A 12504-nucleotide genomic window follows, 5' to 3' on the forward strand; every position below is an offset into this window, starting at 1 on the left:
CCGTTAGCTTAGCGTTAGGTTTTTATGGAGCATTCATTTTGAATCAAAGTTACATATCTAAAGTGACTGAAGCATTGTTCCTATTCCAAATGATAGAGGAAGGTTTAAAACAATGTATTGGGCTTTCTCATGAAATTATCGCAGCCACAACGCCTAAACCTGTCACATACAAAATAAATAAGGATTCAATTAAAAACAGTGCTCTAGGCGGATTGGTTAAAATGTATTCTTTAGTGTCATCAAATGATGATTTGATAAAAAAATTGAGAGAGGTTGAGCGATGGCGAAATTTTTGTGCGCATAATGCCTATTTACATGAATATTTTTCTCGTAAAAACAGTAGTCCTTATTCAACGCATACTGAAGATGATATTGATAAAGTTTTACTGCATACGAAAGAACTTTTAGCGTTTTTAAATGAAGATGTTAAGAAACTAACATCTTTGCATAGCGAAAATGTTAGCCATCCATTTTCAATATAAAAACCTAACAAACAAATTAAGTTCGCCCGCTGGCGCGGGCTGGGACGCAAACATGTGGGCGGCTTCGCCATTTTCGCCCACATGTCCGCGCCCCTTATTTGGAAGTTATAAGACGTCAGCCTAAACTTCGTTTCGCTTAATAAAAAATCAGTACAACTGCCCTCACCTTTTCTAATTAGCATCGCTCTAGCTTGTGGTAGGTTTAAATCCGCCGCGTTCAACTCAAAGGTGGTGTAATAGGCGCTTTATCGCCAAATTCGTATTTTAAGTCAGCAAGCGCCATTACACTCGATAGCTCAAATGGCGACTAGCTTCTGCAAATCAAAAACATCACTGCACGGTCGTTTTGCTTGTTTGTGTTAACAATCAATCGTATGCTGGCTTCAATAGTTTTAAATAAGACCAACGGAACAGGCTCTGCTTCTAACAAAACGCTCAAGTCGTTCCCTTCGGTCACTGGGATGCTAACGCGCGGCGGCTTCGCCTATTATGCCGCACGTCAGCGCCCCTTATTTGGAAGTTATATGCAAAAGGAATTTGTACAATGAATATAAATGCAACACTCTTCGGCCAAGTTGTTATTGTTCTGGCAGTTATAATGGCTGTACTTGGTTACTATTTGGGTAAAAGAAAAACTCAAACACCTATTCTTACAGCGGTCATCGCGTTCTTCACTGCACTATTGCCGCCTGTAGCACTCATATTTTTAATTGTTCTAGTGGTAAAAAACGATGTCCAATCTACTACTAGTAATTGACTGTATTTTTGCATATAACAAACAAATCAAGTTCGCCCACTATCGTGGGCTGGGACGCAAACACGTGGGCGGCTTCGCCATTTTCGCCCACATGTCCGCGCCCCTTATTTGGAAGTTATAAGGCGTCAGCCTAAACTGCGTTTGGCTCTATAAAAACCTCAGTGCAATTACCCTCACCTATTTTCATTAGCATCGCTCTAGCTTGTGGTAGGTTTAAATCCGCCGCTTTCAATTCAAAGGTAGTGTAATAGGCGCTTTATCGACAAGTTCTTATTTTAAGTCAGCAAGCGCCATTACACTCGGTAGCTCAGCTGGCGGCTAGCTTCAGTCAAATCAAAACCATCACTGCACGGTCGTTTTGCTTGTTTGTGTTAACAATCAATCGTATGCTGGCTTCAACAGTTTTTAAACAGACCAAAGGAACTGGCTCTTCTTCTAACAAAGCGCTTAAGACCACTCCCTTCGGTCGCTCGGACGCATTTACGCGGGGCGGCTTCGCCATGATGCCCCACGCAACTGCGCCGCTTAGCTTAATGTTATATTTCACGCAGAGTATGGAGACTCAATTGGACTATTTAGTATACGGAGATGAAAGTGGTACAACAGGAAGTGACCGTTGTTACTCGATAGGTCTGCTCTGCGTCACCAAAACTAAAGTAAATGAATTCAATCAATACGTTCTAGATTTAAAGAAAAAACGTGGGATTGTAGGCGAATTAAAATGGTCGAAGATAAAAAATAGTGCAGGACAAGCTAATATTTGTATAGATCTACTTTCTATGGTGCTAAGAAGTTCATGCTGTTTTCACTCTATCATTGTCGAAAAATCAATTTACAATAATTGGACAACGGATAAAACAGATAGAGAAAAAGCATTTTATCAAACTTATACATACCTTTTAAAAAATACAGCTAAACAACTAAAATCAAAACTGATCGTTTTGATTGACCAAAAATGTGATAAATACAAAAAGAACGATGAAGTTATGGGTATTGTAGCTAACAATATGTTGGCAAAACTTGGCTCTGATAGAACTATCCAAGAAGTAACTATGAATGATTCAAAAGAGCATTTAGGTTTGCAGGTTGTAGATATTTTAACGGGTGCTGTAAATTCAGGATATATGAAATTCTTAAAACCAGAATTGACTTTATCTGTAGCTAAAGAGGCTGCATTTATTAAAATGGCAGCGATGCTGGGTTGGGATAAACTTGTTTACGATACCTATCCAAATAAAGACTTTAATATATGGCACTTCCCATCAGAGAATAGGTCAAGGCCAGCAACAAAAGCTATTGTTCCCAATTTTAATATCAAAGCAGTGCATCAAAGTGAAATATAACAAGTTACTCAAACGGACGCTAAACAGTTGGCTAGCGCTCGTTCCTCGCAATTTTAGCCAACAATTTATCGCCGCTTAGTAAAGCGTTATGTGCCAAATTGAAAAAGGATAGTTTGCTATGAATACCATACGGATATTAGGGGGTATTTTAGGCCTAGTCTTTATGTCCATATATGGCTATGTCTTTCTAACAGAGCATTTAGCTGCACTAGGAAGTGTATTAGGCTTTTTGGTCGGTGTTTTGTTTATTCGTTTCAGCGTTACAGGTAAAGATTCAGTTCAGTCGCTGTTTAAAAAGATAACTGGTCGTAGTTTTAGCAATGGCACATAACAAAAAAATCAAGCTCGCCCGCTTCGCGGGCTGGGACGCAAACATGTGGGCGGCTTCGCCATTTTCGCCCACATGTCCGCGCCCCTTATTTGGAAGTTAGATGTTCTCCTAGGATTTTTTAAAATAAGGAAGATGGATGCGCCAAAAGATTTTTTGTTTATTGTTTTTTATAGTATCAAGTGACCTCTGCGCCGCAGACCTTGTTGTTGAAGTTCCTGCCAACCCAGAAAAAGGTTTTTCCTATCCTTTCTTTTTGAAAGTACCCGAAGCGACCGAAACGAATTACTTGATTGTTGAGACGAACAATACTGGAAAAGTCTCGGACGATTTCAACGTCCATCGCAATAGTGCCCGTAAAGCAGTTCTCGGAAACGCCTTGGGTCCGTGGGTTTCTAAAAAACTAAAAGCACCGATTCTTGTTCCTGCTTTTCCTAGGCCAGAGAAAGATTGGGAAACGTACACGCATGCGTTGGATAGAGATACAATGTTAGTGGAGTCTGGAAAATTAAAAAGGATTGACCTCCAATTACTAGCTATGATCAACGAAGCAAAATCTGTATTGGAAACCCATTCTATTACTGTAAATGAAAAGGTTATTATGACGGGATTTTCTGCATCAGGTACTTTTGCGAATAGATTTTCACTTCTGCACCCCGAATCCCTTCAAGTTGTTGTCGCAGGCGGCTTAAACGGTATTCTTATGGTACCTTCAAACTCATTGAACGAAGAAGAACTTAACTATCCATTAGGACTGAATGACTTTAAGGAAATAACTGGTAAAACTTTTGAAAAAGAGCAATGGACGGCCCTACCTCAACTTCTTTTTATGGGCGAAAATGACACAAACGATTCAGCGAAATTCGACGATGCCTACTCGGACTCAGAAAAGGCGACTATTTACTCAGCATTAGGTAGAATTATGCAGCCAAATCGCTGGAAAAGTTGTCAAAACGAATATTTAAAGCAAAACGCAAATGTTACATTTAGAACCTATGAAAATATAGGCCACGGTACAGACTTAAGAATACATAATGATGTTTTGGCATTTATAAGTGAGAACATCTAACAAGCACATTAAGTCGTTCGCAAGCTCCCTGGGACAGTAACACGTGGGCTCTGTCGCTTCGCTCGGATTTTAGCCCACGTATTACTGCCCCTTATGTGGGTGTTATGTGTTTCTGGGAGGTTGTGCGTTGAAAAAAGTTGCAGTGTTCTTTCTGGTACTTGTTGTATTAGCAGTAAGTCTTTGGAGTGTTAGTCGAGCCAGAAGTTTTCAGTTTTTTGGCGAAATCATTTCAAGAGTCGAAACAGCCGATAAAGTTGTCGCCTTAACATTTGATGATGGGCCATGGAATCCTAAGTACACTCAGAGCGTAATAAATACTCTTGGCTCACTAAATGTGAAAGCAACCTTCTTCCTAAACGGTCGCGGAATTGAAAGTAACACTGACTCAGCTCAAGCTCTGGTATCAGCAGGACATCAGATTGGAAATCATACATATTCTCATAATCGGATGATGTTTAAAGGCTTGAGTGAGGTTAAGAGGGAAATTGATAGTACAAACGAGCTAATTCGTTCCATCGGTTTTGAGGGTGATATTTACTTTCGGCCACCATATGGCAAAAAGCTGGTTGTGTTACCGTACTACTTGGAGCAACAAGGTATTGTAAGTGTGACATGGGATGTTGAGCCTGAGTCATATGATGGTATAAACGAAAGTAGCTCTGCTATTGCAGAGTATGTCATAGGCAATACTAAACCCGGCTCAATAGTGCTGCTGCATGTTTTGGGAGGTAACAACAAGAAGGCCAGGGATTCTTTGCCACTTATTATCAACGGGTTACGTTCTAAAGGCTTTAAGTTTGTTACGGTTGCTGAGCTTCTGAGTGGAAACACATAACAAACGCTCAAGCCACTCCCTTCGGTCGCTGGGACGCTAACACGCGGGCTGACTCACTTCGTTCGGATTTTAGCCCACATGCTAGCGGCCCTTAGCTTAAAGTTAGGTGACTCACTTTTTCATTTCGCAATAAACCGTATAGAATAGGACATATGCCGCGTAAAGGAGTCAAACAATCAATGCCCGTAATCAGCCGGTTCTATGGAATTATTATCGCAATGTACTTTAACGATCATAATCCTCCTCATTTTCATGCTAAATATTCTGGTTACGAAGCACTCTTTGCCTTTGACGGCTCAATACTTGAAGGAGAGCTTCCCAACAGAGCTACGAAATTCGTTCAAGAATGGCTTTCAGAGCATCGAGCCGAACTAGAAGAAAACTGGCATAAGGCTCAAAATGGCGAACCGCTAAATTACATTGCACCATTGGAGTAAAACTATGCTTCACGTTAGAAACGCAAAATATCTGGACGGCTTTAAATTGTGGGTAACATTTGACGATGGTACAGCTGGAGAAGTCAACTTAGAAAACAAGCTATCTGGCAGCGTCTTTGAACCTCTTAAAGACTCTTCGTTTTTTTCTAAAGTTGCAGTAGACCCAGAATTGGAGACAGTGGTTTGGCCGAATGGTGTCGATCTAGCACCTGAGTTCTTAAAACGTCACATAACAAGGCGCTAAAGTTCACTCCCTTCGGTCGTTCGGACGCATTTACGCGGGGCGGCTTCGCCATTATGCCTCACGCAACTGCGCCGCTTAGCTTAATGTTATGTACTTGTAGGAAAATTAAGTTAAAAGGATGTTTAATGTCTAGATTTCGTTGCTTAAAAAAGTCACAAAACAATCTCTTAGCAGGGGTTGCAGCAGGAATGGGAGAATTTGTTGGATGGTCACCCACTAGAGCTAGAGCTGGTTGGGTAATATTTGGTATTTTCTCTTTTGGGTTCGCTATAGTTATTTACACGATTTTAGCTTTTCTATTTCCGCCTCCAAACCATTTTGATTTGAATGAGTTTAGACGGTAGTTTTGTGTCGTACATAACAACCCAATAAACTCACTCACTTCGTTCGTTGGGACGTGGACAGACGCATACACGTGGGGCGGCTTCGCCATTATGCCCTACGTGCCTGCGCCCCTTATTTAAAAGTTATCTTCTCGTTGGCATTCCCGCACTTTTCATATAACCTTTTATCATGCCAACAGTACTAAAAATTGGGCCATATCGCTTTTTCTTCTATAGCAACTAAAATGGTGAACCTGCCCACATTCATATTCAACGCGAAAGAATGCTAGCTAAGTTCTGGCTTCGTCCTGTCGCGTTAGCAAGTTCAACTCGCTTTACTCCCAAAGAACTCAGAACTTTGGAAAAGCTTGTTGTCGAAAATAGAGATGCTTTTTTGGAGGCTTGGAATGGCTACTTTAGCAGTTGAACATCACCCACAAGCTCTGTCGGTGTCTTTCGATGAAAGTTCTTTAATTGTCGAATTAATCGACGGCAGAACTATTTCTGTCCCCTTATCCTGGTTTCCTAGTCTTTCTCAAGCTAGCACATCTCAATTACAGGATTGGGAGCTGTTAGGGGATGGTGAAGGTATTCATTGGCCGCAACTGGATGAGGATTTAAGTGTAGCTGGTTTATTTATCGGCAATCGCAGCAAAAGATAACAATCAAATGTTGGGGCGTTTAACCCCTATTCAGCATCAAGTCTCTTTAATGCTTTTTTGTAAGCCTCATTTCTTTCGCGTTTTCCAACTGCAAGCACTGTAACTACAACTACGTCATCAAGTACCTGATACACCAACCTATATCCCGATTGACGTAATTTTATTTTATAAACATTATCAGCACCTAACACTCTATCTGGGACTATGTGCGGTGTTTTTAACCTCTCTGCTAACTTCTTTTTCAATTGCTGCCGCAAAGTACTACCAAGCTTATTCCATTCTTTTAGGGCGCTTCTTTTAAACTCTAATTTATAGGTCATCCAAATTCACCGAAACGCTTTCTTCACCTTGCCTTTCCTTAACAAGCTGTAGTAGTTCCAGATCCTCCAAACGATCCATCATTTTTTCGTAAATCTCAGCCGGGACACAATAGAATACGGGTTCATTCCTATTCAATATGGCGACAGGATCGCCATATGCACTGCTCGCAACTTTCATAGGGTTTGCTTTTAGTTCTGTAATACTTGCAGCAACTTCAGCCAAAACTCTCGCCGCCATAACGGTCTCCTAAAAGGACTTTAATTAGGTCATTTTAGGCTATCATTGTTTGTTTAACAAGCGCATAAACTCGCTCGCGAGCTCGCTGGGACAATAACACGTAGGCTCAGTCGCTTCGCTCCAATTTTAGCCTACGTGTTATTGCCCGTTATGCGGGTGTTAGGCGTCAAGTTGCACCGCGTTGCGCAATACGCTACACTCATCCCATGATTAAGTCATTTAAACACAAAGGTCTGAAGCTCTTTTTCGAAAAAGGGAAAACCTCAGGCATACAGACTAAGCATGCGAAAAAACTTCGTATGCAATTAGCCGCTATTCATACCGCACAATGTATTGATGACATTAATCTACCTGGTTTTTCTCTCCATCAGCTTAAGGGAGAAAGGTCTAACATTTGGTCAATATCAGTAAACGGTAATTGGAGAGTAACTTTCGAGTTCACGGATGGTAATGCTTACATCTTAAATTACGAGGATTATCACTAATGAATATGCACAACCCACCACATCCCGGTGAATTTATTGAATCAATTTACATGGAACCGCATGGATTAAGTTGCAGAACACTCGCTACACATCTTGGCGTTGCCGCTTCAACGCTTAACCGGGTTGTCAAAGGCAAGAGTGCTGTAACACCAGAAATGGCATTGAGACTTTCTAAAGTCTTAGGCCGAAGCCCAGAAAGTTGGCTTGGCATGCAAGACAACTATGAACTTTGGCGAGCGAAACAAAACATTAACTTGGATAACGTGCAGCCAATAGATCTGCATACCGCCTAACAAAAAAATTAAGCTCGCCCGCTGCGCGGGCTGGGACGCAAACATGTGGGCGGCTTCGTCATTATGCCCCACATGCCTGCGCCCGTTATTGAAAAGTTAGCTACCAAAATGTGAATCAAGCTTTTCTAGAAGTTCTAAACCTTTCTTTTTGTCTCCAGTAGCAGCAATCGCCTTAAATCTTACCTCAGTATCAAACTCAGCTATCGCTTGTGTAGTCAACTCTTCTATTAATTTGTTTAAGCTCAACTTTTTATGCGCAGCCAAAGCCTTTAATCGATTATGCTTATCGTCTGGTAAACGTACTGTTAAAGTAGACATATTAAACTCCTCTCAAATAATCTTCTGGCGCTAACACTTTCAAACCGTCAAATTGTAATTCCGCTTTTCGCAGATCTTTCAGGTTGTTCGTAATAATGCTCTCGGCATTTCCTGCTACTGCAAGTTCAATGAGAAAATTATCGCCTTCGTCTTTTAAATTTGGCCGCCACAAATAATGTATTTGCACCCATTCGCACACACTAAAAAATGCTGCTAATAAATTATTTACTTCGTCCTCGGTAAGCGGGCACAACTCTTTGATTTTGTCTTGCTTACTTACTGCTTCGTATTTCAAAAATAAGGTCGTGCTAATCAGCGGCTTTAACCGACCTAACAAGCATTGCCGTACCACTTCTCGGGCTGGCCCTGTTTTACCAATCAGGGCGCTAATAAGTACACTGGTGTCAATAACTACTTTGTTCATAATTTACATGCTAGCGTATATGCTATCACTTTTCAATTTAACAATGGCAGCTAACAACTCAATCAACACACTCACTGTGTTCGCTGGGACGCATACATGCGGAGCGGCTGCGCCCCTTATTTAAAAGTTAGCTGCTACTTGTAAATCCAGCCTTTCACTTCTCTTTTTTAGTGGTAATATCAAATCATACTCAATGGGAGTTACTTTATGTCTGATGCATTAAAAATGATGCTTGAAAATATCAAGCAACTCAGCACTAAAGAGAAAGCACTTGCTGCCCACTGTCTTTTAACGGCTATGGATACTAAGATTGATAGCGATGTGGAATCTGAGTGGGTAAAACTTGCAGAAGCTCGCAGCGCAGAGCTAGAGTCTGGTGCGGTAAAAAGCATTAGTTGGGAAGAGATAGAAAAGGATCTTAATTAAAAGATACTGCCTGTTTCCTTTCACCCAGAGGTTAAAAGGGAAATAAAAGAGTCGTTTGATTGGTATCAAGAGCAGTCATTGGGCTTGGGGTACGAATTTACCCAAGAACTCAAGGAAGCCATCGACTCAGTTAGGTCTTTGCCATCGGCATGGACAAAAATGGGGCAAACTCACCGACGCTTTGTCTTAAGCAGGTTCCCATACTCTATTATTTATAAAATTATCGAAAACAGGGAAATTAGTGTGGTAGCTATTATGCACAACCACCGAAAACCAGGGTATTGGCACGAACGCGGCTAACAAAACGCTCAAGCCACTCCCTCTGGTCGTTCGGACGCATACATGCGGGGCGGCTTCGCCATTATGCCCCACATGCCTGCGCCCCTTATTTAAAAGTTATATTCACTGGACATATCGAATGCCCCATTGCGTTATTGAATATTCATCAGATATTTCACCAGAATCATTAATGTCTTCTGTTTTTAAAGGCGCAATCGCCTCGGATTTGTTTGACAAATCGGGAACAGATGTAAAAGTCAGGGCAATTGCCTACGACCATCATATTAGTGGTGCTTCTCTCGGTTCATTTATTCACGTGTCACTGAAAATTCTATCCGGAAGAAGCAAAGAACAAAAAGAATCACTTTCAAACTCAGTACTACAGAAGATCAAAGAAAACGAATATGTTAATTGTTCAATCACTGTGGAAGTAATAGACATTGATCGTTCTAGTTATGCGAAGTCGTTGGTGTGAATATAACAAGGCGCTTAACACGTGTGCCACTACGTGCCACACTGGGACAGTAACGCAGCGGCGCTCCGCGATTATGCCGCTACGTTACTGCCCGTTAGCTTCGTTATGTGCTTAAAGGATAGACCATGATCAAGTGGGAAGATTTAAACTGGTATCAAAAAGCTGCATTCTGGTGCGTAATCGGAATAGTGGGTTGGTTCGCTCCAGAAATAGCATTGCTGTTTCATTTTGGTGGTGTAGAAGTAGTATTTGCCTTTGTCGCTTATTATTACTTCCCTATTCTTCGGCAAATTCAGGCTTACATCGTAAAAGCAAAGGAAGCAGCCGCTCTAGCCTATTTGACTTATCATACTAGTGCTTCAGCAAAGCCCAAGGTGTTTTTTGTACAGGCAGCGTTTTGTTCTTTGGCGTTTGTACTAACAGGTTCAGTTGCTTTTGCAGGCATGTTCTTTATGCCAAGCATGGTATTAAACGGAGTTTTAACGTGAACGCACATAACAAGCCAATCAACACGCTCACTGCGTTTGCTGGGACGCAAACACTCAGGCGGCTTCGCCATTTTCGCCTGCGCGTCCGCGCCCCATATTTGGGTGTTATACGCAATTGGTCAGAATAACTTTTTAACATCGCGGTAAAAGTTTTCATGAGAACCAAGAGCTATTAATTCAAGTATTACAGTGCCGTCCTCGTAGCTGTAACCTAGTAAGGTTAACTGCTTAACCATCTTGAACTTGTACACGCGAAGAAAAGCCAGGTCGCCTTTTTTCTGTTCACCTAGAAGAGGATCGTCCATCAATTCCTTTACAGCTTGATCCAAGTCTTTTTTCTGATTCTTATGTAACTTCTTTACTGCTCTCTTAAAATTAGCTGTCTGTAAAACACTCGTACTCTTAGCCAAAATCGTAAGGCTCCAATTTGCCTGCCTCTTTTTCAGCTTTGGAAATAATTGCCTGTTTCACGAATTCGTATGGCAAATCAGGATTATCTTCCATCATTTCACCTATTTTTGCCCAATGCTCAATCTGTTTTGGCATAGTTCGGTTTAGTGCTTTGCCCATAATGGTAGCTTTCTCAACTAGATCTTGGTCTAGTCTTACGCTCGCGGTTGCCATAATATGTCTCCTAATAGTTCATCACCACATTGTAGCAATGCGCTACAAGTGTGGCAAGTTGCGCATGACAAATGCATTAACACTCTCTGCGCTCGGTAGGGACAAAAACACGTAGGCTCCCTGCGCTTCGCTCGGTATTATAGCCTACGTATTTTTGCCCATTATGCGGGTGTTATGCGCCAAAGCGTACAGGATTTACATCCATACTTTTATGAAGGATTCTTATGATCAGAATTTCCTGACTGCCCGTTTGTTTGTAGAAAATAACATGGCTACCTTGAGGAAATTTTCTGTATCCATCTCTTATTTCGTCGCAGCCTTTACCAATATCAGGATTTTCAGACAACATCCAAAATGAATCATCGAATTGTTTAAGATATACATTACGCTGTTCTCGGCCCCATTTCCGTTGCGTAAACAATGCAATATCTTTTAGATCTGATTTTGCTAGTACGGTTAACTTAAACGGTTTCACTCTTTTAATTCACCGTCTAGTTCTGATATCAGATGCTCAAGGTCGTATTCAACTTCGCCGCTTTCTTCACCTGCTACAAGTAATTGACGCAGAGTGTTTAATTTGGTTTCCTGTGTTTCTAGCAAGCGAAGAGCTGAACGAATCACCTCGCTTGCTGAACTATACCGACCAGTTTGAATTTGGCTAGCAATAAAGCCATCAAAATGGTCTCCAAGGGTAATGCTGGTGTTTTTAGCCATCTGGTTTCTCCAAGTACCAATATATACCTAATTATGGTACTTGCGCATTGTAAGTCAATAGCCCATAACAATCACATTAAGCCGCTCGCAGGCTCGCTGGGACAGTAACACGTGGGCTCTGTCGCTTCGCTCGGATTTTAGCCCACGTGTTACTGCCCCTTATGTGGGTGTTATATTCCAGTGATAGCGAAGTCTATTGCATCTATCAGCAGTTCTCTGGATTGCTCCAACGAACCAATGCGATCCTTGAGCACGTCTTCGGGTATAGAACTAAGTTGTTGTGCTAGAAATAAGTATGTTGTGCCCTCGAATTCTATCTCTGGCGTCAGCTTCTTCATGTAAAAACTGTTTTCAGTATTGCTAGTTGTTAACGGTACAACCAGCCTTGTTGCCAATTGGTCAATTACAGAGTTTTGAACATCAACAAGAAATGGGTAAGCTTTACTAGTTTTCTTGCTTGGGTTTCTGTAAACATCAAATTGCGCCATTAAAAGTTCCTGTACTCATCACCTATACAACCGTTCTCAGCGACAAACTCATTGTATGCAGCTATGGCAGCTTTGTTTTCTTTTTTCCATTTCTCTGCTTCAATACTTTTCAGCTTGTCTCTAAGTGCTTGCTCTAAGGTCGCAGACAGGTTAACTTTTAAACTTCGAGCTTTTTGCAATAAGTCGCTGTTTAAGCTTAGATTTGTCGCTTTCTTGGGGGCATGGACGTCATATAAATCTTGCATTTTATCACTCCGACTAATTTTACCACCAAGTATACGCATACAGATGCGCATTGCAAAGCATGGTTGGAATATACAAAACGCTCAAGCCACTCCCTTCGGTCGCTGGGACGCTAACACGTGGGCTGCTTCGCATTGTAACCCACGCAGCTGCGCCCCTTAGCTTAAAGCTATACACGCCGAAAATTCCTCTGGCAACTTGTAACCCAT

General features: G+C 41.5%; 27 protein-coding genes. 17 read left to right on the forward strand and 10 right to left on the reverse strand.

What is annotated here, in order from left to right; genetic code table 11:
* The 11 genes from KO518_RS19100 to KO518_RS19150 form a co-directional block, all read left to right on the forward strand.
* Nucleotides 1–482, forward strand: a 482-nt coding sequence (locus KO518_RS19100; protein WP_216027470.1) for a hypothetical protein, incomplete at its 5' end; no start/stop codon positions are given.
* Nucleotides 483–1026: 544 nt separating this feature from the next.
* Nucleotides 1027–1239, forward strand: a complete 213-nt coding sequence (locus KO518_RS19105; protein ID WP_216027471.1) for a hypothetical protein — start codon at nucleotides 1027–1029, stop codon at nucleotides 1237–1239.
* Between the two features lie 368 nt (nucleotides 1240–1607).
* Complete coding sequence (locus tag KO518_RS20050; RefSeq protein WP_371742374.1) at nucleotides 1608–2582, forward strand: DUF3800 domain-containing protein; 975 nt, start codon at nucleotides 1608–1610, stop codon at nucleotides 2580–2582.
* 118 nt (nucleotides 2583–2700) lie between these two features.
* Complete coding sequence (locus KO518_RS19115; protein ID WP_216027472.1) at nucleotides 2701–2913, forward strand: hypothetical protein; 213 nt, start codon at nucleotides 2701–2703, stop codon at nucleotides 2911–2913.
* Nucleotides 2914–3049: 136 nt separating this feature from the next.
* Nucleotides 3050–3979 carry a hypothetical protein gene (locus KO518_RS19120; RefSeq protein ID WP_216027473.1) on the forward strand — a complete coding sequence of 310 codons (930 nt, stop codon included), beginning with the start codon at nucleotides 3050–3052 and terminating at the stop codon, nucleotides 3977–3979.
* 127 nt (nucleotides 3980–4106) lie between these two features.
* Nucleotides 4107–4814, forward strand: coding sequence for a polysaccharide deacetylase family protein (locus tag KO518_RS19125; protein WP_216027474.1), 708 nt, complete (start codon nucleotides 4107–4109; stop codon nucleotides 4812–4814).
* 179 nt (nucleotides 4815–4993) lie between these two features.
* Nucleotides 4994–5251, forward strand: coding sequence for a DUF4160 domain-containing protein (locus tag KO518_RS19130; protein WP_012517125.1), 258 nt, complete (start codon nucleotides 4994–4996; stop codon nucleotides 5249–5251).
* Between the two features lie 4 nt (nucleotides 5252–5255).
* The gene (locus KO518_RS19135; RefSeq protein ID WP_216027475.1) at nucleotides 5256–5495 is read left to right on the forward strand and encodes a DUF2442 domain-containing protein; all 240 of its coding nucleotides are present in this window, start codon (nucleotides 5256–5258) and stop codon (nucleotides 5493–5495) included.
* 125 nt (nucleotides 5496–5620) lie between these two features.
* Nucleotides 5621–5839, forward strand: coding sequence for a PspC domain-containing protein (locus KO518_RS20320; RefSeq protein ID WP_216027476.1), 219 nt, complete (start codon nucleotides 5621–5623; stop codon nucleotides 5837–5839).
* A gap of 262 nt (nucleotides 5840–6101) precedes the next feature.
* Nucleotides 6102–6245: a DUF4160 domain-containing protein gene (locus KO518_RS20055; protein ID WP_252736338.1), complete on the forward strand. Its 144-nt coding sequence runs from the start codon at nucleotides 6102–6104 to the stop codon at nucleotides 6243–6245.
* Nucleotides 6226–6480 carry a DUF2442 domain-containing protein gene (locus KO518_RS19150; protein WP_216027477.1) on the forward strand — a complete coding sequence of 85 codons (255 nt, stop codon included), beginning with the start codon at nucleotides 6226–6228 and terminating at the stop codon, nucleotides 6478–6480. Before KO518_RS20055 ends, KO518_RS19150 begins: the two co-directional genes overlap by 20 nt.
* Before the next feature lie 26 nt (nucleotides 6481–6506).
* On the opposite strand, the gene KO518_RS19155 is transcribed toward KO518_RS19150, so the two are convergent.
* Both KO518_RS19155 and KO518_RS19160 read right to left on the reverse strand, forming a co-directional pair.
* On the reverse strand, nucleotides 6507–6800 hold the full coding sequence (locus tag KO518_RS19155; RefSeq protein ID WP_216027478.1) for a type II toxin-antitoxin system RelE/ParE family toxin: 294 nt from the start codon (nucleotides 6798–6800) through the stop codon (nucleotides 6507–6509).
* Nucleotides 6790–7038 carry a type II toxin-antitoxin system Phd/YefM family antitoxin gene (locus tag KO518_RS19160; protein WP_216027479.1) on the reverse strand — a complete coding sequence of 83 codons (249 nt, stop codon included), beginning with the start codon at nucleotides 7036–7038 and terminating at the stop codon, nucleotides 6790–6792. The genes KO518_RS19155 and KO518_RS19160 overlap by 11 nt, the downstream gene beginning before the upstream one ends.
* Before the next feature lie 206 nt (nucleotides 7039–7244).
* On the opposite strand from KO518_RS19160, the gene KO518_RS19165 reads away from it, so the two are divergent.
* Nucleotides 7245–7523, forward strand: coding sequence for a type II toxin-antitoxin system RelE/ParE family toxin (locus tag KO518_RS19165; protein ID WP_216027480.1), 279 nt, complete (start codon nucleotides 7245–7247; stop codon nucleotides 7521–7523).
* Nucleotides 7523–7816, forward strand: coding sequence for a HigA family addiction module antitoxin (locus KO518_RS19170; RefSeq protein ID WP_216027481.1), 294 nt, complete (start codon nucleotides 7523–7525; stop codon nucleotides 7814–7816). The genes KO518_RS19165 and KO518_RS19170 overlap by 1 nt, the downstream gene beginning before the upstream one ends.
* Nucleotides 7817–7912: 96 nt before the next feature.
* On the opposite strand, the gene KO518_RS19175 is transcribed toward KO518_RS19170, so the two are convergent.
* Both KO518_RS19175 and KO518_RS19180 read right to left on the reverse strand, forming a co-directional pair.
* The gene (locus KO518_RS19175; protein WP_216027482.1) at nucleotides 7913–8134 is read right to left on the reverse strand and encodes a toxin-antitoxin system HicB family antitoxin; all 222 of its coding nucleotides are present in this window, start codon (nucleotides 8132–8134) and stop codon (nucleotides 7913–7915) included.
* A gap of 1 nt (nucleotide 8135) precedes the next feature.
* A complete protein-coding gene (locus tag KO518_RS19180; RefSeq protein WP_216027483.1) occupies nucleotides 8136–8558 on the reverse strand; it encodes a putative toxin-antitoxin system toxin component, PIN family in 423 nt (140 codons plus the stop codon).
* Nucleotides 8559–8765: 207 nt separating this feature from the next.
* Here KO518_RS19180 and KO518_RS19185 point away from each other — a divergent pair, with 207 nt between their 5' ends.
* The 4 genes from KO518_RS19185 (at nucleotide 8766) to KO518_RS19200 (ending at nucleotide 10226) form a co-directional block, all read left to right on the forward strand.
* Nucleotides 8766–8984, forward strand: coding sequence for an addiction module protein (locus KO518_RS19185; RefSeq protein ID WP_216027484.1), 219 nt, complete (start codon nucleotides 8766–8768; stop codon nucleotides 8982–8984).
* Nucleotides 8985–8990: 6 nt separating this feature from the next.
* Entirely contained in the window at nucleotides 8991–9284 is a 294-nt protein-coding gene (locus KO518_RS19190; protein WP_252736351.1) for a type II toxin-antitoxin system RelE/ParE family toxin, read from the forward strand.
* A 118-nt stretch (nucleotides 9285–9402) separates the two neighbouring features.
* Entirely contained in the window at nucleotides 9403–9738 is a 336-nt protein-coding gene (locus KO518_RS19195) for a 5-carboxymethyl-2-hydroxymuconate Delta-isomerase (protein ID WP_216027485.1), read from the forward strand.
* A gap of 125 nt (nucleotides 9739–9863) precedes the next feature.
* Nucleotides 9864–10226, forward strand: a complete 363-nt coding sequence (locus KO518_RS19200; RefSeq protein ID WP_216027486.1) for a hypothetical protein — start codon at nucleotides 9864–9866, stop codon at nucleotides 10224–10226.
* Between the two features lie 119 nt (nucleotides 10227–10345).
* On the opposite strand, the gene KO518_RS19205 is transcribed toward KO518_RS19200, so the two are convergent.
* The 6 genes from KO518_RS19205 to KO518_RS19230 all read right to left on the reverse strand — a co-directional run bounded on the left by KO518_RS19205 (nucleotide 10346) and on the right by KO518_RS19230 (nucleotide 12297).
* Nucleotides 10346–10636 (reverse strand): type II toxin-antitoxin system RelE/ParE family toxin, encoded by a 291-nt coding sequence (locus tag KO518_RS19205; protein WP_216027487.1) that lies wholly within the window; start codon nucleotides 10634–10636, stop codon nucleotides 10346–10348.
* Nucleotides 10629–10850 (reverse strand): hypothetical protein, encoded by a 222-nt coding sequence (locus KO518_RS19210; RefSeq protein WP_012518669.1) that lies wholly within the window; start codon nucleotides 10848–10850, stop codon nucleotides 10629–10631. Before KO518_RS19210 ends, KO518_RS19205 begins: the two co-directional genes overlap by 8 nt.
* Before the next feature lie 172 nt (nucleotides 10851–11022).
* Nucleotides 11023–11325 carry a type II toxin-antitoxin system RelE/ParE family toxin gene (locus KO518_RS19215; RefSeq protein WP_216027488.1) on the reverse strand — a complete coding sequence of 101 codons (303 nt, stop codon included), beginning with the start codon at nucleotides 11323–11325 and terminating at the stop codon, nucleotides 11023–11025.
* Entirely contained in the window at nucleotides 11322–11564 is a 243-nt protein-coding gene (locus KO518_RS19220) for a type II toxin-antitoxin system ParD family antitoxin (protein ID WP_216027489.1), read from the reverse strand. The genes KO518_RS19215 and KO518_RS19220 overlap by 4 nt, the downstream gene beginning before the upstream one ends.
* A gap of 170 nt (nucleotides 11565–11734) precedes the next feature.
* Nucleotides 11735–12052 (reverse strand): CcdB family protein, encoded by a 318-nt coding sequence (locus KO518_RS19225; RefSeq protein ID WP_216027490.1) that lies wholly within the window; start codon nucleotides 12050–12052, stop codon nucleotides 11735–11737.
* A complete protein-coding gene (locus tag KO518_RS19230; protein WP_071817742.1) occupies nucleotides 12052–12297 on the reverse strand; it encodes a type II toxin-antitoxin system CcdA family antitoxin in 246 nt (81 codons plus the stop codon). The genes KO518_RS19225 and KO518_RS19230 overlap by 1 nt, the downstream gene beginning before the upstream one ends.
* Nucleotides 12298–12504: the final 207 nt, after the last annotated feature.

The sequence above is a fragment of the Aestuariibacter sp. A3R04 genome (assembly GCF_018860805.1).
GTDB lineage: Bacteria > Pseudomonadota > Gammaproteobacteria > Enterobacterales > Alteromonadaceae > Alteromonas.